Below are 23,750 nucleotides of genomic sequence, written 5' to 3'. Positions count from 1 at the left end.
CTTGTTGGTCGAAGGAGGAGACTTTGTTCATGACAATGATAAGTCCAAAATCAATGGAAACGGTTCAGCGCTGGCTGAACGACCCCTACGTAGATGAGGAGACCAAGAACGAGCTTCGCGCATTGGAGAATGATCAGGCAGAGCTAGAGGACCGCTTTTATCGCGATCTGGAATTTGGTACAGGCGGACTGCGTGGCGTCATTGGTGCAGGAAGTAATCGAATCAACAAGTATACGGTAGGACGAGCCACGCAAGGCTTGGCCGAATACATTAAAGCAATTCACGGGGATGCGGAGGGCAAGCCTTCTGTCGTGATCGCGCATGACTCCCGCCACTTCTCGCCGGAATTTGCGCTGGAAGCGGCGCTCGTATTGGCGGGCAACGGCATTGTAGCGAAGCTGTACCCTTCCCTTCGTTCCACGCCGCAGCTGTCCTTCAGCGTTCGTCATCTGGGGGCGACCGGAGGCATTGTCATTACGGCAAGCCATAATCCGCCGGAGTACAATGGATACAAGGTGTACAACAGCGAAGGCGGGCAGCTGGTGCCCCATGAGGCGGAGAGGGTAATCGCTCTGATCCAGCAGGTGGACTCCTTTGCAGCCATTCAGCGATTGTCGAGGGAGGAAGCCGAGGCGCAGGGCCTGTTGGTATGGCTCGGCGAAGCGGAGGATCGGGCGTTTATCGATACGGTGGCCAGCGTTAGCGTCAATCGGGAGCTGATTGCCTCCAAGCTGGCAGACGATTTCACAATCGTGTTCACCCCGCTGCACGGGACAGGCAATATGCCGGTCCGGCAGGTGCTGGAGACGATCGGATTCAAGCATGTGCATGTGGTGAAGGAGCAGGAGCAGCCGGATGGCGGATTTCCGACCGTGAAGTCCCCGAACCCGGAGGAGCGCGAAGCCTTCACGCTGGCCATGAAGGTTGGCGAGGAGATCCAGGCCGATATTCTGATCGGAACGGACCCTGACGCTGACCGGATGGGAGCGGTCGTGAAGAATGGCAAAGGGGAGTACGTCGTTCTGACCGGCAATCAATCCGGAGCGATTATGATTCACTATCTGCTGAGTCAGTTGAAGGAAACGGGTAAGCTGCCTCATAACGGCGCCGTCATCAAAACGATTGTGACCAGCGAGATGGGGGCGGCGATTGCCGAGCATTACGGGGCAACCATCTTCAATACGCTGACCGGATTTAAATATATCGGGGAGAAAATGACACAGTTCGAGCAGACCGGCGATTATACGTACTTGTTCGGGTATGAGGAGAGCTACGGCTACCTGGCTGGCAACTACGCCCGTGATAAGGATGCAGTGCTTGCATCCATGCTGATCTGTGAAGCGGCAGCTTACTACAAGGCTCAGGGCAAGACCTTGTATGATGTGCTGCAGGAGCTGTACGAGCAGTTCGGATTTTTCCTTGAAAGTCTGGAGTCGCGCACGCTGAAGGGTAAGGATGGTCTCGCACAGATTCAGGCCAAAATGGCGGACTGGCGCAGTCAGCCGCCACAGCAGGTGGCTGGGCTTGCGGTCGAGAAGGTGCTTGATTATTCACAAGGGCTGGACGGGCTGCCGAAAGAAAATGTGCTGAAATATATGCTGGAGGACGGATCATGGTTCTGCCTTAGACCTTCCGGCACGGAGCCGAAGATCAAAGTGTATTTTGCCGTCCGCGGAGCATCGCTGGAGGATGCCGAGCGTAAGATCGAGTCGCTGCGGGACGAGGTTATGGCCCGGGTCGACGGTTAATGGAATGAAATGATCATCAGTGAATGAGAACGATGGGACTTCCTTGCTGAAATTGCGGAAGCGATGAGGCGAGGGGTCCCTGTGGTTCGATGAGGAGGTACTTTAGTGGTTCAGAAATGGAAACGCTGGAACACGGCAGCCCGGAAGTGGCTGTGGATTCTGGTTGTTCTTGGCGTGGCAGCTGCCCTGCCGGTTGGATATGACCGACTGCAGACAGAATCAACATCTCAAAATGTAGAGTTGGTGTTTGATTACCGTGATCTGGTGGACATTTCAATCTATCAGACGCACCCGCAGGATTTTATCAATGAACAGCTGGGCAGGCTCAAGGATGCCGGCGTTATAAGCATGGCTATGTATGAGAGCACGCTGGATGAGCTTGTCCGATCGCGGCGAATTATGGTGTTTGATGCGCAGCAGGCAGCTGATCTGACAGGGCGTGTGATTTCCCCGAATGAGAACTTTACTTATGTCGCATTTACAAGCGAAGAGAACGCCTCCCGGATACGCCCGTTGATTACAGATACGTTTATGATGCTGGATATTCCGGTTCGGGACTGGGAATATAACGGCAATGATGGGCTTATTATCGAGACGCCTCGGGCGAATGCGGTCATTAAACCGTTGGCTCCGGATCCGATTACGCTGGAGATGCTAAGGGACCAGGGTTTCCTCATTGTGCCGCGTCTATCGGACAGCCTGCCATACAATCAGGAATATGTTGAGAAATTGATGGCTTATTTCGCGGAGAACGGGGTCAAGCGCATCCTGTTTGATGGCGATGCCGCCAAAGGCTTTAATGACGATGCCGAGAACGATACTCTCACTGCCTTTGCTGAATTGCTTAATCGCTATGACATTGGGCTTGTGGCGATTGAGAATATTCGCAGTCCGCAGAAAGGCTTCACGAAGCTTGCCTATCTTACGGATTATAACGTGACGCGCATCTACTCGCTCAGCGAGCGTGATGCCAATCTGAAGGTGGATGTGATCAGTGACCGGTTTGCTCTTGCATCGAAGGATCGCAACATCCGGATGTTCTATCTCAATGCAGAACCAAGCCGGGATATGACGAAGGCGTCGATCACCCATCCGTTGGATAATCTGATCGAGAGCTTGACCGAGCCTGGAGATGCGATCAAGAAGATGGAGGCTAACGGCTTTACAATGGGGCCGGCTGAAGCGTTTGATGTGACGGATTCCTCGCTTCAACGTTATTTCAAAATGGTCGTTGTTGTCGGAGCTGTTGCGCTGATCGCGCTGATGATTTCCTTCTACATTCCGTTTCTTACGATAGCGGCCTTCTTGATCGGTATGGTGGGCAGCGCGGGCTTGTATGTGTTGAACGCCTCCTTGATGGAGCAGGCCTTAGCGCTCTTCACGGCGATTAGCGCACCGACGTTGGCTGTTATTCTGGCGATACGCAAGGTCGATCATAGCCGCAAACAAGTGCAGAATATGAAGACAGGCCAAAGATTGTCGAATGCCATTGTTCTGATGCTTACAACAACCGTTCTGACGTTGATTGCAGTGCCGCTTGTTGTCGCACTTTTGAACAATGTCACGTACATGCTCGTATTGGATCAGTTCCGTGGTGTCAGCTTGCTTGCTGCTGCGCCGATCGCACTGATTGCCTTGTATGTTGTGCTGTATCGCGGAAGCTCGGCGGGCTCCACCTTTGCAGCGATTCGTAAACTGTTCCAAACGCCGATTACGCTGGTATGGATCATTGGAGCAGGTGTCGTGGGCATTGTGGGCATGTATTACTTGAGCAGAACCGGTAATGCTGGCACGGTGTCGTCCATTGAGATGGCGTTCCGTTCCTTCCTCGAGAATACGTTCGGGGTACGCCCGCGCAATAAGGAGTTCCTGCTGGCTCATCCTCTGATGGTGCTTGGGTTGTTCCTGTCGTTTAAGTATCGCTACGGGGTGTACTTGCTCATCATCGGTGTGATGGGACAGCTGTCGATGGTCGGAACCTTTACGCATATTCATACGCCGCTGGATATTTCGGCGATCCGGGTCGTTCTCGGGCTTGTGCTGGGTCTTCTGATCGGATTGATTGCCGTAGGGATATGGCAGGTCGCAGAAAGGATATGGAAACAATGGTCTCCACAATTAAAACGATAGTCATATCCGGATATTACGGATTCAAGAACAGCGGGGATGAAGCCGTGCTCAAGTCGATCCTCACCGCGCTGGAGCAAGAGGGACAGGTTGCGGGCATACAGGTGCAGCCGGTGGTCCTGTCCATCGATCCGGAATGGACGGAGCGGACCTATGGTGTGAAGTCCGTGCATCGGATGAAGCTGGGTGAAGTGCGCCGGGCGATCAAGGAAAGCGACGGGTTGATTAGCGGCGGCGGCAGTCTGCTGCAGGATGCCACCAGTCCGAAAACGATTCCCTACTATCTTGGCATCTTGAAGCTGGCCCAATGGGCAAACAAGCCGACCTTCATCTATGCCCAGGGCGTCGGTCCGGTGAACCGGGGCTTGTTCCATCCGATGATCCGGTCCGTGTTTCGCAAATGTTCCTATATCTCGGTTCGGGATGTGCAGTCAGCCGAACTGCTTCAGTCGTTCGGGATTGATCAAGCCAGCTTACAGGTAGTACCGGACCCGGTCATGGGGCTTCCGCTTCCAGAAGAAATCGGGGCAGGGGTAGATACAGGGGCACCAGGTACTTCAGTTGAAGCTGCCGAACGCAGTGTATCCGAGGCGCCGCCTGTAGACAGCGAGGTTCAAGATCGCAGTCCTGTGCCTGTTGTCGGGATATCAGTCCGGTACTGGAACCCGGAGAAACGCGAGCTGGCAGCGATCGCCGAAGCTCTTCGGGAGATCAGCTCCGACCGGGCAGTGCATTTTCGGTTTCTGCCTTTTCATCAGCCTGATGATTTGCAGGCTTCGCGGTATATTGAGCAGCTGATGGGGGATATTACGCGCGATGGATCCCGAATCAGCTTCTATCTTGAGGAGAAGCAGGCTCAAGATATGCTGCGCGAGGTGGGCAGCTGTGACGTGGTGCTGGGCATGAGGCTGCACAGCTTGATCTATGCAGCGAATCGAAAGGTGCCGTTGATCGGCATTTCGTATGACCCGAAGATCAATCACTTTTTGAACAGATTAGACAGTGAGCCGGCCGGCAGCAGTGATTCGCTGGATCCGGCCGTATTGAAGGATCGGTTGTTGAAGCTGCTGGATGATGCTGAATCCTGGAAGGCCGAACACGAGGAGCAGATTACCGTGCTGAAGCGGGAGGCGGCTTTGCCTGCACGCCGTATTGTTGAATATTTACGCCACAGAGGATGATGAACATGAATGAAACCACTCAAATTCCGACCGTATCGGTTTTTGGAGTCCCTTTTTCCAAACTGGATATGAAGGAAACGGTGAAATACTTGACGGAGGCGGTGCAGTCGGGACAGCCGCATCAGGTGATTACGGCAAATCCGATAATGGTGATGACGGCCCTTGATCATCCGGAGTACAAGCAGATGATGAAAAGTGCGGAATTGATCGTTCCGGACGGGACGGGCATTGTCTGGGCTGCGGGGGTCGGCGGCGATCCGCTCGACGGGCGTGTAACCGGCTTCGATCTTTTACATGAATTGTTCAAGGCAGGGGAAACCTATAGATGGAGATTTTATCTGCTGGGTACGACGACTGAAGTGATTCAGGAAGCTGCCAAGCGGTTACAAATGCAGTATCCGGCTGCAGTGATTTGCGGCTATCGGGACGGATTTTTTGGAGCGGACGAGGATGCAGCTGTCATTGAAGATATTCGGGCTGCCCAGCCGGATATTTTGTTTGTCGCCCGTGGTGCGGACAATCAGGAGCCGTGGATCGCTCAGCATAAGGAAGCGCTTGGTGTTCCGGTCATGATGGGTGTTGGCGGTTCCTTCGATATCATTTCCGGCAAGCTGAAGCGGGCGCCGAAGGTGTTCCAGAAGCTGAGATTGGAATGGTTTTATCGTCTGCTCAGGGAGCCAAGCCGGTATAAGCGAATGCTTGCGCTGCCGAAATTCGCCCTGAAAGTGCTCCGTGAGAAAGAGAATGTGACAAAACCAGGCTATTAAGTATGATTTTGCACGTTTAGTCCGGTTAATCGCCGGATATTGGCATTGGATTTCGTCCTTGAAGGGAGTATAATTCAACCGGTAGACAATATTGGGGGTCGAATGATTACATGTTAACGCTATACATCGTCGGGTTTGTTGTGTCGCTCCTGCTGGCGCTGCTCCTGACTCCTTTCGTCAAGAAGCTTGCGGTGCGTATTGGGGCTGTTGACGTGCCAAACGCCCGAAAAGTGCATACAAGAATCATGCCCCGGCTTGGCGGGCTTGGCATATATCTGGCTTTTGTGCTCGGACTGATTGCCGTGCTTCCGTTTTTTCCTGAGACGCTCTCGGCGCGTGATGCCAATTTTATGAAGGCATTTCTGATCGGTGGTTCGATGATCGTGTTGATCGGAGCGCTGGATGATCGCTTTGAGCTGTCGGCCAAAGTCAAGTTTCTGGCTCAAATCGCCGCAGCTTGCGTCGTTGTGTTTGGTTTTAATATTACGGTGGATTTTGTTAATATTCCGTTTCAGGATCGCTACTCCTCGCTGGAGAGCTGGGTGTCGATTCCGCTTACGATATTCTGGATTGTCGGCGTGACCAACGCCATCAATTTGATTGATGGGCTGGATGGTCTGGCTGCCGGGGTGTCGGGAATTGCCATCGGGACGATCCTGGTCATGGCTTTCTTGATGGGCAATACAACGGTGGCGTTGCTGTGCCTCTTACTGCTGGGCAGCATTATCGGGTTCCTGTACTTTAATTTCCATCCGGCTAAAATTTTCATGGGTGATACAGGCTCGCTGTTCCTTGGATTCAGTCTGGCTATGCTGTCACTGCTTGGCTTCAAGCAGATTGCCATCGTATCGTTCATTACTCCGCTGATCATTATCGGTGTGCCGCTGTCGGATACCTTCTTTGCTATCATTAGAAGAAAGATCCAGAAGAAGCCGATCTTCTCGCCGGACAAGGGACATTTGCATCACTGCCTGCGTGAGCTTGGCTTCAGCCACCGCCAGACGGTGCTGATCATATATGTTATTGCTGCGTTCTTCGGTGTGCTGGCTGTGATTCAGTCTTCAGCCGCCATGTACGAAGCCAACTGGGTAACGTTTGTTGTTATCTGTATTATGATGTGCTTCATGCAGATTGGGGCTGAAGTGATAGGACTTGTCAGCAAGACCAAGCGGCCGATCCTAAGTTTGATCAATCGGCTGCGGATGAAGGCGAATACGGAAAGCCGTTCGAAATAATTTCTATTTTTTTACTGAATAAACCAATTTATTTGGGCCTCACCTTTTTTTGGTGGGGTTTTTTTAATATATTCTAAAAATTTGGATATCTGTAACCGATACATATGGAAGATACCTTCGAAACTAAATGCAAGGGAGAGATTAATCAGAGATGAAGCGAGCGAAACGTATCATGGTCTGGTTGATGCTGACGACCATGCTGGTCACGCTGGTTCCGGCGGGAATCATCAAGCCTGTCCAGGCGGCATCTGCAGCAACCTACTTTATTCCGGATATTGTTGAGATCAGAAATACGGCTTTGTTAACGACGGAACCGGGGACTTCCCAGATTACGCGGGAAAATGTGTACAGAACCAACAACCCGGCACTGTCCATCACAGGTACGTATTCTCATGTGGCAAGTGATACTCTGTCGGTCAAAATCGAGCGCCTCAGCTCTGAGCCTGTAACCGGGGGCGGTGTAAGATGGGTCACGGACAGCTCGACTGCGATTACAGCGCCTGTAACTGCAGACACAACCTCCACGAACAAGTTCACCGCAAGCAATATGACCTTGTTCTCAGGGTTTAACAAAATTACATTTTCCGGGATGCAAGGCAGTGTTGAGCGTTCCGATACATTCTATGTATTGTATGACAGAATTCCATATATCGAAGGCTTGCAGCTCATGGGTGGCGCAACACCGGTGAACCTTAATGAAGGTACGCGCGTGGTTGTAACAAACCCGATGGGAACACTTCAAGGTAACGCGAAGAATGCAACGCAGGTCACGGTGTCTTTGAATGGTGGAACAGCGTTTGTTTCGTCTTTATTGGAAGACGGTACCTTCTTCACACCTGCGCTGAACTTTACTCCAGGACTCAATACGATTGATCTCGAAATTAAGAATGCTTCGGATTCGATCCGCGTAAGTCGCGGGGTGTATTTCTTCGATCCGGCCGAGCCTTTCATCGGGATTGATATCGTTCACGGAGGAACTTCTTATCCGGCGCTTAATAAAGTGCCTGTTCTGACGAGTCCTGCAGCAGACGCTACACTTGAGGTTGAAGCATTGGTTCCTTACAGTGCGAATCCTTTTGCCGGAAATGCAACATACAGCCTGGCTGGACAAGCGGCAGTTCCAGTGACAGCGGCGGACGTGCTAAGCGAGACGGTCATTCCAGGTCCTGACGGCGTTACGCCTGCTTATCGTCTTGTGAAGTTCAGAACCGGAACGTTTCCGGTAGCTTCAGGAACGCAATATGTGAATTTGGCTTTAACCTACGAAACGTTCTCAGCCGCATACAATATGAGTTACAGATATCTTCCTGGCGAAGTCGTAATCACAGGTATCGATCTCCTTCCAGGCTACAACGGAACGGATAACGTTTCGACTGTAACCCGGATTCCGCTGAACAAGTCGGAGACGGAGACCGCTGATTTTTATATTGTAGTTAAGGCTGATAAGGCACCAACCTCGATTGTGGAAGCAAAATATTTGCCGATCAGTGCAAATCCCGTGAATATTACTCGCGTGAATCCACAGCCAGCAGGGCTTGGTGCTAATGAGGAAGTATACAGAATTACAGGCTTCTCTAACGGACAGCATATGATTGGCTTCAACTACCAGGGCTCGACCTCTGTGTACAACGCTGAAATTTCTTATGTTTCGAAGAACTACATTTATGTAGCGAATTTGCATGACGGTCAGACCTATTCGTTTGATTCCCGTTCGACACATACCCTTAATGTACAAGGGGAGTACATCGGGTTTGAGAATATTAACAGCCCTTATTTCAATGCTCAAGTGTTCGTGAACGGAATTAACGGTGATCCGAACCCAGCCAATCCGGGTCAATGGCTGAGTATTATCGGGGGCAGAGCAACCTTTAATCTGAGCTTTAACATCGATGCGGCCGGCCCGCTTGTTTATGGAGAGAACCGCATCGTATTTACAGGTACTGCTACGGATGCCGCAGGTAACGCGCGGGAAATTCGCAAAGAGCTCAGAATTTACATCATCGATACGAATATTTCCAAGATTACTAACTTTATGCCTACATTGGCAGTTCAGGGCAGAGAGCCATTTGATAATCAGGACCCAAGCACATATCCTGATGACAAAATGAACCGCATCTTTAATGTTTCACCTGAGTTTGTATGGAACAACGAGCGATATGTTACCAGCGAGCAACGATATGACCTGGTGATTCGCGGTAACGGTGCATCCAAACTGAATGTCTATTTTGGATCACAGCTGTTCTTCTCACGAGATATTAGGGACAGAGGCAACTTTGATCATATTCCGTCCTCCGTGTTTACGTATAACGGAAAAGACTACACTTACAGCTTTGCAGGTAATGAATCGGACTTCATCCTGCGGATTCAAGATGTTCCGTTTGAAGAGCCGGGCAGTCATGTGTACAGTCTGGAGCTTATAAACGGTACAGGTGCACGTGCAACACAGCGCCTTGAAATTGTGCGCGAAGTTTTGCCGTATCGTATTCTTTCGCCTCAGCCTACCGTTGGCGAGGAAATTGTCGTTAACAAAAACTTTGTACGGTTTGACATCGAGGCTGAAGGAGCTACCGAGGTTCGGATCGGCAAGGAGCTTGCAATCAAGCGCGAGGATATGGATAACCGCTTTGTGTACGACTATGTCGGCCTGAAACCGAACAAATCCAACAAAATTGATATTCAGGTTGTCCGTCCAGGGGGAACCATTAAAGAGTCCATCTATGTTTATTACACAGGAACCGTGACGGTCGACAGCCAGTTTATGGCGGAAAAGGTAGCTAACAAGTACACCGCGTTCAACAAAAAACTGGAGCTTTCGTTCCCGAAAGGCACCATTCTACAATCCGCGAGCATGTCCGGAAATGGCATTACGAAGTTTTATCCGGACAACAAAATCCTGTTCGGGATTGCGGATCCTCGGGACGGGGTTGTGGAACGGCGCAATGATTACGGAAACATCATCAATGTAACGCCGGATGATCGCACTTCAGGCGGAGCTGGCATGATCCGTATTCCGGAATATCTGGTTCAGCGTTTTAACTCGACGGCAGATACGAACAACTTCACGCTCGCATCAGATATTTACTGGATCCACGGCGGAATTGGCGAAGAGAATGATCGTGGGCAGATCGGCTACAAGCCAAGCACGAATGGACTGTCTCCTTATTCGCTGGAAGGGAACTTTACCGAGTTTTCGCCAGACCGGAAGATCGTTCCATCCCAGCGCGGCACCCTGAAGCTGTCCTTCAACAGCAACATTGTGGATGAAGCCGGAACGACAGTATCGGTATTCCGTTATTCGGATAATGGCCGATGGGTGAATATCGGTGGAGAAGTCGACATGAAGAAGAACACGATCACCGTGCCTTTTGACGAGTTCGGCTACTATAAAGTGATGAAGATGCGCCTTGGATTTAGCGATATTACGAATCATCCATGGGCGAGAAACATTTTGAATGCTCTATATGCGAAAGGAATCATGAACAACCTCCGCTTCGGTGAATTCGGTGCGGATGACCAGACAACTCGCGGCGAGTTTGCGATGCTGCTGGTGAAGGGGCTGAATTTGCCTCTGAATTACGACAATCAGCCAACCTTTGTCGATATCCAGCCGGGAACCGGCACGACAACCTGGGATTATGCCCACATAGAGACAGCAGCCAGAGCAGGCATTATTCAGGGACTGGGCGACGGCTTCTTCGGCCCTACCCAGCGAGTCACGCGTGAGCAGGCAGCCGTGATGATCGCCCGTGCACTGGATCTGAAGATGGCGGCTAATGACAGCAAGCTGGAACAGTCACTGTCTAAGGCTTTTGCAGATGCTGGCAGAGCCGATTATTATGCGCGGCCGGCCATCCTCGCCGTGTCCAATGCGAAGATTATGCAGGGAAGTCCGTACACGGTACAAGGGCAGAGCAAGCCGCTGTACAACTTCAATCCGAAGGGCAATCTGACCCGTGCGGAGGCAGGGAAAATTGCGGTTGAGCTGTTGAAGAAAAGCACGAAGATTTTCCCTAAAAACTTGAGCTAGTTCATTTCTGATTCGTGCCTAAGCTGCTCCTGAAGCGGAATATTCCGCGGCAGGGGCGGCTTTTTTTTCCGTGGCTGGCCCCCATTACCATATTCTATTGTTTTGTAATTTATTGTAGAATACGCTACAATAGCGGAAGCACATACTATTTTTAAAGGGTGAAGATGAATTATGAAGCCGATCTTATCGAAAGCGCAGCTCGATTACATGAAGGCCAAAACGAAGTTTGAGGATAAAGCCAAAGTGATGGAGAAGAAGATTGAGCTGGCTCGCGCCGCTCAAAATGAGATATCGCAGGAAGTCATGGAGGAGCTCGTCGTTGAGACAGGTTTTCATGATGCATTTAACGAGTTGACGATGGCAGAGAATGCGCTGATTCAGTGGTCGCATTCCACGATTAAGCATGAGAAAACTTACCGTGATAACAAGGCAGAGATTGAACTGATGTACAGCCGGCTGAATGACGATCCGAAGATGCGGAACCGAATTATCCAGCTTGCTATGAAGATTCGATAGATTTCAACAGAAGGCGCCAAACAGGCGTCTTTTTTTGTTGTCGTTTGGTGGCGGAAGCGTATTGTTACTGGAAATTGCGGTTTCCGAAAAAAAAATTAAAAAAACTTTGCAACTGCCGCAACTTTTTAAGAAACAGAACGTTTAAAGATATAGAACGCGGCGAGCGATCCAGGATTAACCGAAAGAAGAAACTTGTCTATAAATTAGAAAAATGTTCTTTACGGTTATAGGGACTCGTTGTATAATACCTAGGTAGGATTCTATTCTAGTTATGAAGTGTTCTCTCGTTAACAGGATTCTGTGATATCATCACAGACATCATTATTGATTACTGCTCAACTCGGGAAAGGAGGTGCACGGCTATGAGTGATAAGAGCTACCAAATTAAAGAAAACAATCAAGTGATGATTCAAGGAGGAGAAAAAAAGGTTATGAAGAAAATTTTATCCGTGGCACTGTCTACAGCAATGGCATTCTCCATGTTTGCTTCTGTTGCATTCGGTGACGACGCACTGACTTCTCAACAAAAGTTTGACATTCTTAAAGAAGAAGGCATCTTCACTGGTTATCCAGATGGAACTGCTGGTCTGGACAAGGAAATGACTCGCGGCGAGTTCGCCAAAGTCCTGGTTGAACTGCTTGGTCTTGAGCCAATTCAAAACAAAGCTTCCTTCAATGACAAAAACTACGCTGCTGGTAAATGGCCGGCTCCATACGTAGAGGCAGTATACGCTGCTGGTATCATGGAAGGTAAGAACACAACGAAAATGATTTTCGACTTCAACGGTAACATCACCGTTCAAGAAATGGCGAAAGTCCTCGTTACTGTTCAAAACCTGGAAATTCCATCCGAGACAAACAACAACGCATCCAACTGGGCTAAAGGTTATGTTCAAGCAGCAATCAATGCTGGTCTGATCAACAGCAGCGTGAACCCACTGGCTAACGCTAACAGAACTCAGCTGGTTGAAGTTGCTTACGCAATCTACCTGGCTCAAAACAAACCAAAAGTTGCTTCTTATGACGTTCAAGAAGACGGTAAAGTGGTTGAGTTCACCCTCGCTAACAGCGAAAAAGTGAAAGTAACCCTTGAAACTCCTCTGAAAGCAAACGTTGCAACTGAGGTTAAATTTACTTACAACAACTACGAGTACACTGAAAGTGTAACTTGGGTAGTAACTGCTGCTACTAAGATCGAAGGCGTATCTGCAACTAACTACAAAGAACTCACTGTTAACTTTGACGGTGAAGTAGATACTGCTACTGCAGAGAACGAAGATAACTACAAAGTAACTGGTGTTACTTTCGAATCTGCAAAATTGTCCGATGACAAGCGCAGCGTAACATTGCTTGTTGCAGAAAATTCTGCAAACAACTTGCCTCAACAAAAAGACGCTAAACTGGAAATTAACAATGTTAAGAACTCTGATGGTTCCAGAACGTTCAAAGAGACAATTACATTCAGAGCGGTTGACACTCAACTTCCAGAAGTGACTGAGGTTGTTGGTCTGGGAACTAAGGCATTCAAGGTTGTATTCTCTGAGCCTGTTCAAGCTAACACTGCAGCGAACATTTCTAACTACAAAATCGATGGAAAAGCAATTTCCGGCTGGGTGAAATTCACTTATCCTAATGTTGCTTTCATTACAACAGACATCGCCGTAGGCGAGCACACACTGAGCGTTCAAGGTGTAACAGACTTTGCTAACTTCCAAGTGAAGCCAGTTGACGTTCAGTTCAATGTTGCTGAAGATACTACAGCTCCTGAGGTTGTTTCCGTTAAAACTAAGGATCTGACAAAAGTTGAAGTTGAATTCAACGAATCCGTTAAATCCGTTGACAAAGTGTATCACACTTCTTCCAGTAGAACTGCTGACAAAGTCGAAATCAAAGACAATGTTGTAGTTCTGGAATTCAACGGCGACAAAAAACTTAGCCTGGGCGAGAATACAATCTATCTCCAAGGCGTAAAAGACTACAGCGACAACTCCGCTAATCGCGAAGCTAAAGTAACTCCAGTACTGGATACTACTCGTCCTGTTGTGAATGATGTCAAGGTAGAAGTTGAAGATAATGCTACTGTTATGACTGTAGAATTCTCTAAAGACGTAAACCTGGATGACATCCAAAAACGTGACAACTTCGTTCTGAAAAACTCTAAAGGTGAAGTTGTGACTGATAAAGGCTTTAATAGCGGTAAACCTGTAAATGCTCCTGCTTATGTAGTTAAGGATGCTAAAACTTACAAAAACCGTGTTGAAATTAGGTCCATTGGCAAACTTCCAGCTGGTACGTACACTCTCGAAGTAGCAAACATTCGTGATACTGCTACCATCGGGAACACAATGCTGCCACAAACTTTGACAGTTGAAGTTACCAACTCCGAGACTCTGCAAGTTGTTAGAGCTTGGATAGACACAACTTCCAGCAACGATGATCTCTACATCGATGTCCAATTCAACAGAGCTGTAGCGGTTGATGGAAATGGAACAGCACTTGACATTAACAAATATAGCTATGTAACTGGTAGTGTATACAAAGTATTCCCTACGAAGAATGCTCCACAACCTTCGTTGAGAAATGCTGAAACAGTGCGTATTACACTGCCTAAGAAGGACATTAGTGCCGATGAACTTAAAGGTGCAGAGCTGCGCGTAGTTAACGTTGCTGACCTTAATGGGAACTACCTGACTACTGCTCAGAAACCTATCGCTGATTCTGTAGCAATTCCTGTGAAATCTGCTAAGGCAACTGCTGAAGATAAAGTAACTGTTGAATTCAACGGGAACATTACTTCGGTATTCTCTAGCGACTTCTACTTCGGAACACTGAGAGGAACAGCTGGCGAGCCTAAGTATAACGACGGTGTTACAAAAGTTGAGTTTACTTTGAATGGTAAGTTAAGCGATGTTACAAACTTGCCTCTACTGACAACTGTTGATAACCCTCAATCTTCTGATAATCTTGGACACAAGATTGCTAAGGTCGATGGTCTGCAAATCAAAGACGGAATTGCTCCGAAAGCAATTGAAGCTAGATCCGTTGTTGGCGATGTTTATGTAGATATCGAGTTCAACGAAGAAATCAACGTATACTTTACTCCAGATGCATTTAAAGTTTATGTAAATGGAGGAGAAGTTAAAGTTAAAGGTGCTACTAAAGTTAGTGCCAACGTTGTTCGCGTAGAACTGGAACAACCATTCAACCCAACAATTCCAGGTGCTCAAGTTTCGGTACCAAACAACAAAAACGGTAAATATATCGTCGATCTGGAAGGAAATGCTCCAGACACTGTTTACGAATCGATTAAGTACTAATTATTGTACTTCAGAAAACTGCCCGGACTTGTTCCGGGCAGTTTTTTTATTAAAAAATGAAGGAGATAACAGCATGATGACAAAAAGGAAATACTTCGCTGCAATCATTTCTGCTTGTATTTGTATCGGTGCCGGTTCGATTCTCAGTGTAAAGGTAAACAGTGCTAGCACCACCCCAGGCACGACCGACGATCCGGTTGTCACCAAGAGTTATGTGGATCAGCAGATCCAGAAAGCGTTGGGTGGCGGGGGTACGACCACCAATCCAACACCGACTCCTTCTACTCCAGAGCAAAACTCAAATGAAGTGAAAAATGTATCGTTGAAACCCGGGCAGATCCTGGTGGCTGAAACGGGTACCGAGTTTATTGTTCGCTCAGGAAATGCTGTCATCTATACAGAGGATTCGAACGGCGTTGCAGACTTGACAGCGGGTGTTGACCTGTTGAATGGACAAGCTGCTCCTAAAAACCATCTGCTCTCCTTCCCGCGTGATGGGCGCGGCATTCAAGTAAAGCCTGGGCAAACGAGCGGTCTGATTGTGATGGTACGCGGTGGCTACACAGTTAAATAAGATAAGGGCTACTTTTCCGCCAGTCTTAGCTTTGCCATCTGTTGATTCGTTGATTCGTTGTATATTCATTACCCTATCCAACAGATCTTAATATCTATAATTATTACCAACAGTGACAACGTTTAATACGTGTTGCGGTCATGCTTACAACACATAATACGTCTGTAAACAATTACAGGAGGTGTTGGTCATGGCGCGCAGCAATCGGAATCGACAAGTTGTACCAGAGAGCAGACAGATGCTGAATCAAATGAAATATGAAATTGCAGCAGAATTTGGTTTGCCTGTCGGATATGGTGGTGGCTCAGACGGAGCCGATACGGAATTCGGATCTGAACTAGGGATGATGAGTACAGCAAACAGCCGTCGTCCGGGATGGGGGTATTTAACTTCCCGTGACAACGGATCTGTCGGAGGAGAAATCACCAAACGTCTGGTACGCAATGCTGAACAGTCCCTGTTCGGACAACTGTAAATGATTCATGGATTTATGAACTTATACCTGTATGAAAAGCATATTGAAAAAATATCGAAAACCCTCGAAAACTGCTTGTTTATTGGATTGACAGGGGGTAGCAAATAAGTTAATATGCATGTTGAGGATTGTACATTCAAACCTTTTCCAATCGGGAAAGGTTCATTTTTTGTGTAGGACCTCTTAATATTTCACATACTACTATATGGGAGGTTGATCTCATGTCTTTAACAGGGCGACGTTTATTTACATCCGAGTCCGTAACAGAAGGACATCCGGATAAAATCTGTGACCAGATTTCCGATGCGGTACTCGATGCATTTTTGGCCAACGACCCTTATGCTCGCGTAGCTTGCGAAGTTTCCGTAGCAACTGGTCTAGTGTTGGTAATTGGTGAAATCAGCACCAAATCCGAATATGTGGATATTCCATCCATTGTAAGAAATACCGTGAAGGAAATCGGGTATACCCGTGCAAAATACGGTTTTGATTCCAATACATGTGCTGTGTTAACATCGTTGAACGAGCAATCTGCCGATATTGCACAGGGGGTAAACGCTGCACTGGAAAGCCGTGATCCTTCCCAAGTGGATAAGGAAACCGAAAACATTGGCGCTGGTGACCAGGGCTTGATGTTTGGCTTTGCCACCAATGAAACGCCTGAATATATGCCGCTCCCGATTGCGCTTTCTCACCGGATCGCTCGTCGTTTGTCCGAAGTGCGTAAGGACGGTACTTTGGAGTACCTTCGTCCAGACGGTAAGACCCAAGTGACGATTGAATACGATGGCGACAAGCCTGTACGTGTAGACACCATCGTTGTGTCCACACAGCATTCCGAGGAAGCGACGCTGGAGCAAATCCAGAAGGATATTAAGGAAAAGGTAATTCTTCCTGTTGTACCGGCAGAGCTGCTGGATTCGGAAACGAAGTATTTTATTAACCCAACAGGCCGTTTTGTTATTGGTGGTCCTCAAGGGGATGCCGGCTTGACCGGTCGTAAAATCATCGTGGACACTTACGGTGGATATGCCCGCCATGGCGGTGGAGCTTTCTCTGGCAAGGATCCTACGAAGGTTGACCGTTCTGCAGCATATGCTGCCCGCTACGTAGCTAAGAACCTCGTTGCCGCAGGTTTGGCTGACAAATGTGAAATCCAGCTTGCTTATGCGATCGGCGTTGCGAATCCGGTTTCCATCAGTGTCGACACCTATGGAACAGGAAAAATCAGCGAAGATAAGCTGGTTCAACTCGTACGCGACAATTTCGATCTTCGTCCGGCTGGCATTATCCGCATGCTGGATCTTCGTCGCCCAATTTATAAGCAGACGGCTGCTTATGGACATTTTGGCCGCACGGATCTGGATCTGCCATGGGAGCGTTTGGATAAAGCCGAAGCTCTGAAGGAGCAAGCAGCAGCACTTTAAGCATATATGCTGCACGTTAAGCGTTCCGGAGGTTCTCCATCTGTAAACATTACAAATTAGACATCATTAAAGGGCCGGTACCCGTTACAGGGTATCGGCTTTTCGTGTTTAAAATTTGGCAATACAGGAAATTGAACTTGTACTTAGCGGTGTTTTTTTATATATAAATACTAGAACAGGAATTATCCCCCTGATAGACCAGGAACCCCCGCTTTCATACCACGAAAGGTTGAGTTAAAATACGCGCATGCATTTTTTTATAACAAAATCGTAACTTTTCCGCTAAAACGAAGTCTATTAAATATAGACTTTATTTGTTCGGGCAGTGGTTCTGAACAAGAGATGGGAGAGTTACAGGAACATGAGAGGTCAGGAAAACGCGTTACACAATGTGGGGAAAAAATGGGCTGTTATTACGCTTGCAGGTGTCATTTTTATAACTCCTGTTCTGGGAAGCGGTGTACCGATCATCGAAAGATTGGCCCCAGTGTCGGTTGCTCATGCGGCAGCATCTTCAGTCCAAAAGCTGGGTGAAGAGATCATTACCTCGGGTGCGGTGTTGATGAAGTATCAATACACGAGCAGCACCGGAACGAAATCACTGGCGAATGTAGTACGCGTCGATCTAAGCAACAAGTATGTGAAGCTTGATGTGATGACAGGACAAGGGAACCAATTTACAACAAGACAAAGCACAGGCGGTATGGCAAAAGAATATGGAGCCGTAGCCGCATTAAATGGAGATTTCTTTAATACGAGCAGAGAAGGGGCGCCAATTGGCGGCCAAGTGACAAGCGGGGTTCTGATGTCTACCCCGTCGGAGCTGAAAGGGATGTACGCTTTTGCCGTGACGAAGGAAGGCAAGCCGATTGTGGATGAGTTTGCATTCTCCGGGAGCGTTACAGCCGAGAATGGAGCCTCTTTCCCTCTGGCGGGCATGAACAAAACGGCCTACAACCCTGAGGGAACGGGATCGAGCTACAGCCATGCGGATGCCGCATATATCTACACTAGTGCCTGGAAGGCAGTGGAGCGTCCGAAGAACAGCTCGACGACACCGACGGAAGTGCTCGTGAAGGATGGCGTCATTGTCGAAATTTCGGAACGTACCGGTCTGCCAACATCTGTGCCGGAAGGAAGCTATATTTTGCGTACACATGGCCAGGCGGCTACCTTTGTTCGAAATAATCTGGCGGTAGGGCAAACGCTGAAAACCGATTATGCGCTCGTTTCCAAAACGACAGGGCAAAAGCTGGATCCATCGAGCCTCCAGATGATGATTGGCGGACACTCGATTCTGGTTAACGACGGAAAGGCCTCCTCTTTCTCTCGCGACGTGAGCAGCCTTGGGGGTTCTCGTGCGCGCTCAGCCGTAGGATATTCCAAGGATGGGCGCTACGCGTATCTGGTTGCGGCAGAGCGCAATGACAACAGCCCGGGCATGACGTTGGCACAACTGCAGGACTTCATGGTGAAGGTTGGCGTGTGGAAGGGTGTGAATCTGGACGGCGGCGGATCGACGACGATGGTGAACCGTCCTTTAGCGGAGACGAGCACGCAATTGACCTTCCATACGGAGTATGGCACAACACAGCGCAGCATTGTTAACGCCCTGGGCGTCTTCTCTACAGCACCGCAAGGCACCTTGAAAGGTTTGAAGGTAAGCGGCAGCAATACGCTCTTGATCGGGCAGACAGGCTCTTATCAACTGAAGGGCTATGATACTTACTATAATCCGATCGAAGCGGGATCGATCACGCCAACGTGGAAATCGAGCAACGGCAATCTGACGGTAAGCGGGCAAACCATCAAGGGCGTGAAGCCAGGGACGGCTACGTTGACAGCGGTGAGCGGCAGTGCAAGTGCCTCGATGCAGGTGAAGGTGCTTGGAGCCGATGATATTACGGCCCTTACGTCAACCGTATCCAGTGCGCCGCTGAAAGCAGGTACGAAGGTGTCTGTACCAATAACGGCAGTGACAAGCAGCGGCCAAAGCCTGGAGGTGCCGAGCAGTGCGCTCAAATGGGAGTTCATTGGGTTCAAGGGCAGCGTATCGAATGGGCAGCTGACGGTCTCCTCTGTGAACAGCGGAACCAAGGTGGGCTATGCCATCGCCCGTTATGACGGTTTTAGTACGGTGATCATTCTCTCGGCAGCGGGGGAAAGCACATGGGAGGATTTTGAGAAGGTCAATTATCCGATCGCTTTCACAACCAATGTGTCCGGTGTGACCGGGACAGCCAGAGTGGAAAAGGGCAGCGGCAACCGATCCAGCTCGAACGTGCTGAAGCTAACTTATGATATGACCGCCGGGCTGGGACAGAAAGTATACGCCTATGCCCAGCTTAACGGAACAACCGGCAAAACGATTCCGGCTCAGGCAACTTCGATGACCCTGGATGTGGAAGGGGACAACAGCTTGAACTGGTTGCGTGCTGAGCTGAAAGACAACAATGGCAAAACCGTCTATGTCGATCTTGCCAAAGCGATTGATTGGACCGGCTGGAAGACGCTCCAGATTGATCTGACAGGCTACAATATTGCCTTCCCGGCAGAGATGAAACGCATGTATGTCGTGAATGTAGAAGAAGGCCAGGATGAGCGGGCGCTGACGGGGGCGGTAGCTTTTGATAATATTCGCTTTACCATGCCGTCTCTATCCAGCAATGAAGGGCTGCCAACAGGAAAAGCCGTCATGACGATTGGCCAGAAATCAATGATGGTGAATGGGTCAAAAGTAGCGATTGATTCAGCCCCTGTACTCCGCGGAGGAACGACATATGTGCCGATTAGACATGTGCTCGATGTCTTTGGCGGACAGGCTTCTTGGAACAAGGACGCGCAGCGCGTCAGTGTGCTTCGAGGCGCAGTACTGCTGGATTTAACGGTTGGCAAGAAGGAGTACGTGATGAATGGAAAACGCCACTCAGCGGCTGTTGCACCTGTCATTATTGGTGGAAGGACTTTAGTCCCATTAAGGCTGGTTTCCGAGCAGCTGGGAATGAACGTAAAATGGGACAAGAAAACGAAGACCGTCACGATCGAATCATGATATGGTATGATATGTATATGAAACGTTAGAAATGGAGTAGAGTGCGTGGATTATCAAGCCGATGCCATTGATCGTGTCATAAAAAATGCCCTCAAAGTCATGGAGGACAGCAAGTACCAAATGTTTGACATTCTAGAAGCCTCTAGACAGGAGCTGCTGTCTCTCAACCAGGAATTGAAACGAACTTTAAAAGAAACAACCGAAACCATTGAGAAGGTGGACCAGCTCGAGAAGAATTACCGTAAATCCCGGATCCGGCTGACAGAGGTCAGCCGGGACTTCGTCCGGTATAAGGAAGAGGACATCAAGCAGGCGTATGAGAAAGCGACGCAGCTGCAGCTGGACCTCATGATATACCGGGAGAAGGAGATGTACTTGAAAGCTAGGCGGGAGGAACTGCAGAAGCGTGTTCGGAACGTAGAAAAAACGGTCGAGCGTGCAGAACTGATCGGGTCCCAGATGGGGGTCGTCCTGGAGTATTTATCCGGAGAGCTTGGTCAGGTCTCCAGGATTATTGAAAGTGCTAAGAACAGACAGGCAATTGGGCTCAAAATTATTTTGGCCCAGGAGGAAGAACGCAAACGCATATCCCGGGAAATTCATGATGGACCTGCTCAACTGCTGGCAAATCTGGTTCTTAGGACGGAAATTGTAGAAAGAATGCTCGCAAAGCAGGAATTTAAGATGGTGCAGGACGAAATAGTAGATTTGAAGGGTCAGGTCCGATCCAGCCTGGAGGAAATGCGAAAGGTTATCTTTAATCTGCGTCCTATGGCACTAGATGACTTGGGATTAATCCCGACACTGCGGAAGTATGTTCACGACTACGAAGAAAAATCGAAAATCCGCACAATTTTTGAGACACGGGGCAAGGAGCATCGTCTCTCTTCTGCGATGGAGGCGGCCATCTACCGCTTGGTGCAGGAAGCACTCACGAATGCTGCAAAGCATGCTTACCCAACCTATGTGCTTGTGGAGATTACCTACCAGGCGCAGCTGGTCAAAATCGTGGTACAGGACAATGGCCTGGGCTTCAACGTAAGAATGCTGGAACAGAAAAGCAAGGAGCACTTTGGGTTAATAGGCATGCGGGAGAGGGTTGAGCTGCTCGAAGGGAGAATGGAGATCGAGTCAGCCGAGAATCAAGGAACGAAAATCGTGATTCATATCCCGACGAACGTAGAAAAGAGAAAGGAGTAATAGGATGGAAAATATGGAGAATGAAAAATCAATTATTAAAGTCCTTTTAGCCGATGATCACCAGTTATTTCGGGAGGGCTTGAAGCGCATTCTGAACATGGAGGATGACATTGATGTCATCGGAGAATGCGGCGACGGCATTCAGGTGCTGGAGTTCTGCAACGATGTCAAGCCGGATATCGTTCTGATGGATATTAATATGCCAACGGAGAACGGGGTTCAGGCAACGGAGAAGCTGCGTGAGATGTTCCCGGAGATCAAAGTCATTATTTTGTCGATTCATGACGATGAGAGCTATGTGTTTGAAACGCTCCGCAAGGGAGCCAACGGCTATCTTCTGAAAGATATGGAGGCCGAATCGCTGATTAACGCCATTCGCTCCGTGCATGAAGGCTATGCCTTTATTCATCCGAAAGTGACAGGGAAGCTCATCCATCAACTGCGCCGCATGACGTATGTTAACGAGGCTGGGGCGATGTCCGAGAACGGCTCGCGTGAGGCTGGTGTGAAGTTTGTAGCCGGGGAGAACAACCCGTTGACCCGCCGCGAAGCGGAAGTGCTTCGTCTGATGGCTGAGGGCAAGAGCAATAAGATGATTGGTGAATACCTGTTTATCAGTGAGAAGACCGTGAAAAACCATGTCAGCAGCATTTTGCAAAAAATGGAGGTTGATGATCGTACCCAGGCGGTAATCAACTCAATTAAATACGGCTGGGTAACATTATAAGCTGGCCAGTCCGAATCCAGGACCTGGCATACATAGGGGAGAGGGGCTGCCGAGGGGCGGTCCTTTTTGTTTTTGTGATTCTCCGCAGCGATCGAAGGCGTTCACTAGCTTCACTGCACAAATGAGTCGACTGGGGAGGGCGTTAAGAGTCCCCTCCCATCCCGGGCCATGACGTGTGGGCTCCGGTTACACCTTTGTCACCGTCCAATCTGAACCGGCATATAGTGGTGGTATCAGAAGGAGGTGAGTCTCATGGTTGCCCATTTGTTATGGATTCTCGCGGTGTATGGAGCTGCGGTGGCGCTCGTCCATATCATCCATCGACGCAGCCGGAACGGATATGATCAAGGCCGGACCCGGACCAAACATTACGTATTGATCACGTCCAATCATGAACATCGGGTGGAATGGTATTTAAGAGCCTTGTCGCTGTATGCTCTGCTAAGCGGGAGTCGGGTGAAAGTCACCGTCCTTGATAAGCAATCGGATGATGATACATTGAAAATTGTTAGCAGGCTAAAAGAATTGACCGGCATTGAACTCGAGTATCACAGCCTGGGAGCTGAAGACCCAAACCTCGTCGCGACCGATCGGAGTCCTCTTTATGATCTCCTATTCTACGTCGATCTTAGACTGCCAAGAGAGGCTGCTCGAATTCCATATGTACAAGGATAGATGCAGGCGGCCAGCGAGACGTGATATAATGAAGAAGCAGGTTCATAGCATGCGGCGAATAGCATACAGCAAGTTGGTGTGAAGCACACTCCGAACTGTCTGATCGACAGGGGAGTGTGCTTTTTTTGTGGGGATAAGAAGCGTGTGAATCAGCCGGAGTGCCCCCTATAGTGGCAAATCAATGTTTGCTTCCATTGTCTCATGTGCTTTGCACGATACAAGCAGCTGGAAGAAGGGGGGCAGGGAGAAGGTAGAGAAAATGGAGGTGTAGGTAGAGGTGTAGGTGTAGGTGGTGGCAGAGGCGAAGGCGGAGCGATCTGCGTCCGATTGCCTGTGTTTTGCATGATTATCCCGTTTGATCAGGGAGCGGATGACTGAACATTAAATAATCAATGTCAGGTGTTGTGACGGATGAATAATCATTGAACTGTCAATGTGATTAGACGGTGGATGATCGAACATTGAACCGTCATTTTGTTTGGGATCTGTCCGTCCGCGCTTGGAGTCTTGAAGTCTGGAAGTCTTGAAAGCCGAAGGCTTTGAATTCTTAAGGTCATGATTTCATGAATTCCTAAGTCCGTAATCCGTAAATCTCTATAAGTCCCTAAGTCCCTAAGTCCCTAAATGTATAAACCCATAAATTCGCAAACCGCATATCGCAAATGGCAAAATTGTAAAATATTCAATCTTAAAATCTTAAAT

Annotated in this window: 15 protein-coding genes; all 15 read left to right on the top strand. The window is 48.9% G+C overall.

Features of this window, described 5'->3' with window-relative positions:
• Positions 1–29: 29 nt before the first annotated feature.
• The 15 genes from CHH67_RS09430 (at position 30) to CHH67_RS09360 (ending at position 23,048) form a co-directional block, all read left to right on the top strand.
• Entirely contained in the window at positions 30–1,748 is a 1,719-nt protein-coding gene (locus tag CHH67_RS09430; RefSeq protein ID WP_095264923.1) for a phospho-sugar mutase, read from the top strand.
• Positions 1,749–1,853: 105 nt separating this feature from the next.
• Entirely contained in the window at positions 1,854–3,878 is a 2,025-nt protein-coding gene (locus CHH67_RS09425) for a DUF5693 family protein (RefSeq protein ID WP_095264922.1), read from the top strand.
• Positions 3,854–5,056 (top strand): polysaccharide pyruvyl transferase CsaB, encoded by a 1,203-nt coding sequence (gene csaB / locus CHH67_RS09420; protein WP_095264921.1) that lies wholly within the window; start codon positions 3,854–3,856, stop codon positions 5,054–5,056. The genes CHH67_RS09425 and csaB overlap by 25 nt, the downstream gene beginning before the upstream one ends.
• On the top strand, positions 5,056–5,823 hold the full coding sequence (locus CHH67_RS09415) for a WecB/TagA/CpsF family glycosyltransferase (RefSeq protein WP_095264920.1): 768 nt from the start codon (positions 5,056–5,058) through the stop codon (positions 5,821–5,823). Before csaB ends, CHH67_RS09415 begins: the two co-directional genes overlap by 1 nt.
• A gap of 110 nt (positions 5,824–5,933) precedes the next feature.
• Positions 5,934–7,058: a glycosyltransferase family 4 protein gene (locus CHH67_RS09410; protein ID WP_095264919.1), complete on the top strand. Its 1,125-nt coding sequence runs from the start codon at positions 5,934–5,936 to the stop codon at positions 7,056–7,058.
• Positions 7,059–7,230: 172 nt separating this feature from the next.
• Entirely contained in the window at positions 7,231–11,085 is a 3,855-nt protein-coding gene (locus CHH67_RS09405) for an S-layer homology domain-containing protein (protein ID WP_218832013.1), read from the top strand.
• 171 nt (positions 11,086–11,256) lie between these two features.
• Positions 11,257–11,601: a hypothetical protein gene (locus CHH67_RS09400; protein ID WP_095264917.1), complete on the top strand. Its 345-nt coding sequence runs from the start codon at positions 11,257–11,259 to the stop codon at positions 11,599–11,601.
• A 362-nt stretch (positions 11,602–11,963) separates the two neighbouring features.
• The gene (locus CHH67_RS09395) at positions 11,964–14,918 is read left to right on the top strand and encodes an S-layer homology domain-containing protein (RefSeq protein ID WP_095264916.1); all 2,955 of its coding nucleotides are present in this window, start codon (positions 11,964–11,966) and stop codon (positions 14,916–14,918) included.
• Between the two features lie 73 nt (positions 14,919–14,991).
• On the top strand, positions 14,992–15,492 hold the full coding sequence (locus tag CHH67_RS09390) for a hypothetical protein (RefSeq protein ID WP_095264915.1): 501 nt from the start codon (positions 14,992–14,994) through the stop codon (positions 15,490–15,492).
• Between the two features lie 190 nt (positions 15,493–15,682).
• A complete protein-coding gene (locus CHH67_RS09385; RefSeq protein WP_095264914.1) occupies positions 15,683–15,967 on the top strand; it encodes an alpha/beta-type small acid-soluble spore protein in 285 nt (94 codons plus the stop codon).
• A 221-nt stretch (positions 15,968–16,188) separates the two neighbouring features.
• The gene (metK, locus tag CHH67_RS09380) at positions 16,189–17,394 is read left to right on the top strand and encodes a methionine adenosyltransferase (RefSeq protein ID WP_095264913.1); all 1,206 of its coding nucleotides are present in this window, start codon (positions 16,189–16,191) and stop codon (positions 17,392–17,394) included.
• A 361-nt stretch (positions 17,395–17,755) separates the two neighbouring features.
• Positions 17,756–20,446 carry a stalk domain-containing protein gene (locus tag CHH67_RS09375; protein WP_095264912.1) on the top strand — a complete coding sequence of 897 codons (2,691 nt, stop codon included), beginning with the start codon at positions 17,756–17,758 and terminating at the stop codon, positions 20,444–20,446.
• A 45-nt stretch (positions 20,447–20,491) separates the two neighbouring features.
• Positions 20,492–21,646, top strand: coding sequence for a sensor histidine kinase (locus CHH67_RS09370; RefSeq protein ID WP_095264911.1), 1,155 nt, complete (start codon positions 20,492–20,494; stop codon positions 21,644–21,646).
• 4 nt (positions 21,647–21,650) lie between these two features.
• Positions 21,651–22,373, top strand: a complete 723-nt coding sequence (locus tag CHH67_RS09365; protein ID WP_095264910.1) for a response regulator — start codon at positions 21,651–21,653, stop codon at positions 22,371–22,373.
• A gap of 252 nt (positions 22,374–22,625) precedes the next feature.
• Entirely contained in the window at positions 22,626–23,048 is a 423-nt protein-coding gene (locus CHH67_RS09360) for a hypothetical protein (protein WP_095264909.1), read from the top strand.
• The last annotated feature ends 702 nt before the right edge of the window (positions 23,049–23,750 follow it).

Origin of the sequence: Paenibacillus campinasensis (genome assembly GCF_002272015.1) — a bacterium.
In the GTDB taxonomy this organism is placed as follows: Bacteria; Bacillota; Bacilli; order Paenibacillales; family Paenibacillaceae; genus Paenibacillus_AQ; species Paenibacillus_AQ campinasensis.
Note: the sequence above shows the minus strand (reverse complement) of the source record. Positions and strands in the feature narration are given on the sequence as shown.

Bases quoted from the DNA above. Each gene is read 5' to 3' on its own strand.
- CHH67_RS09400 (WP_095264917.1), top strand. From the start codon at position 11,257: ATGAAGCCGATCTTATCGAAAGCGCAGCTCGATTACATGAAGGCCAAA.
- CHH67_RS09375 (WP_095264912.1), top strand. From the start codon at position 17,756: ATGAGAGGTCAGGAAAACGCGTTACACAATGTGGGGAAAAAATGGGCT.
- CHH67_RS09430 (WP_095264923.1), top strand. From the start codon at position 30: ATGACAATGATAAGTCCAAAATCAATGGAAACGGTTCAGCGCTGGCTG.
- CHH67_RS09390 (WP_095264915.1), top strand. From the start codon at position 14,992: ATGATGACAAAAAGGAAATACTTCGCTGCAATCATTTCTGCTTGTATT.
- metK (WP_095264913.1), top strand. From the start codon at position 16,189: ATGTCTTTAACAGGGCGACGTTTATTTACATCCGAGTCCGTAACAGAA.
- CHH67_RS09360 (WP_095264909.1), top strand. From the start codon at position 22,626: ATGGTTGCCCATTTGTTATGGATTCTCGCGGTGTATGGAGCTGCGGTG.
- CHH67_RS09415 (WP_095264920.1), top strand. From the start codon at position 5,056: ATGAACATGAATGAAACCACTCAAATTCCGACCGTATCGGTTTTTGGA.
- CHH67_RS09405 (WP_218832013.1), top strand. From the start codon at position 7,231: ATGGTCTGGTTGATGCTGACGACCATGCTGGTCACGCTGGTTCCGGCG.
- CHH67_RS09410 (WP_095264919.1), top strand. From the start codon at position 5,934: ATGTTAACGCTATACATCGTCGGGTTTGTTGTGTCGCTCCTGCTGGCG.
- CHH67_RS09385 (WP_095264914.1), top strand. From the start codon at position 15,683: ATGGCGCGCAGCAATCGGAATCGACAAGTTGTACCAGAGAGCAGACAG.
- CHH67_RS09365 (WP_095264910.1), top strand. From the start codon at position 21,651: ATGGAAAATATGGAGAATGAAAAATCAATTATTAAAGTCCTTTTAGCC.
- CHH67_RS09395 (WP_095264916.1), top strand. From the start codon at position 11,964: ATGAGTGATAAGAGCTACCAAATTAAAGAAAACAATCAAGTGATGATT.
- csaB (WP_095264921.1), top strand. From the start codon at position 3,854: ATGGTCTCCACAATTAAAACGATAGTCATATCCGGATATTACGGATTC.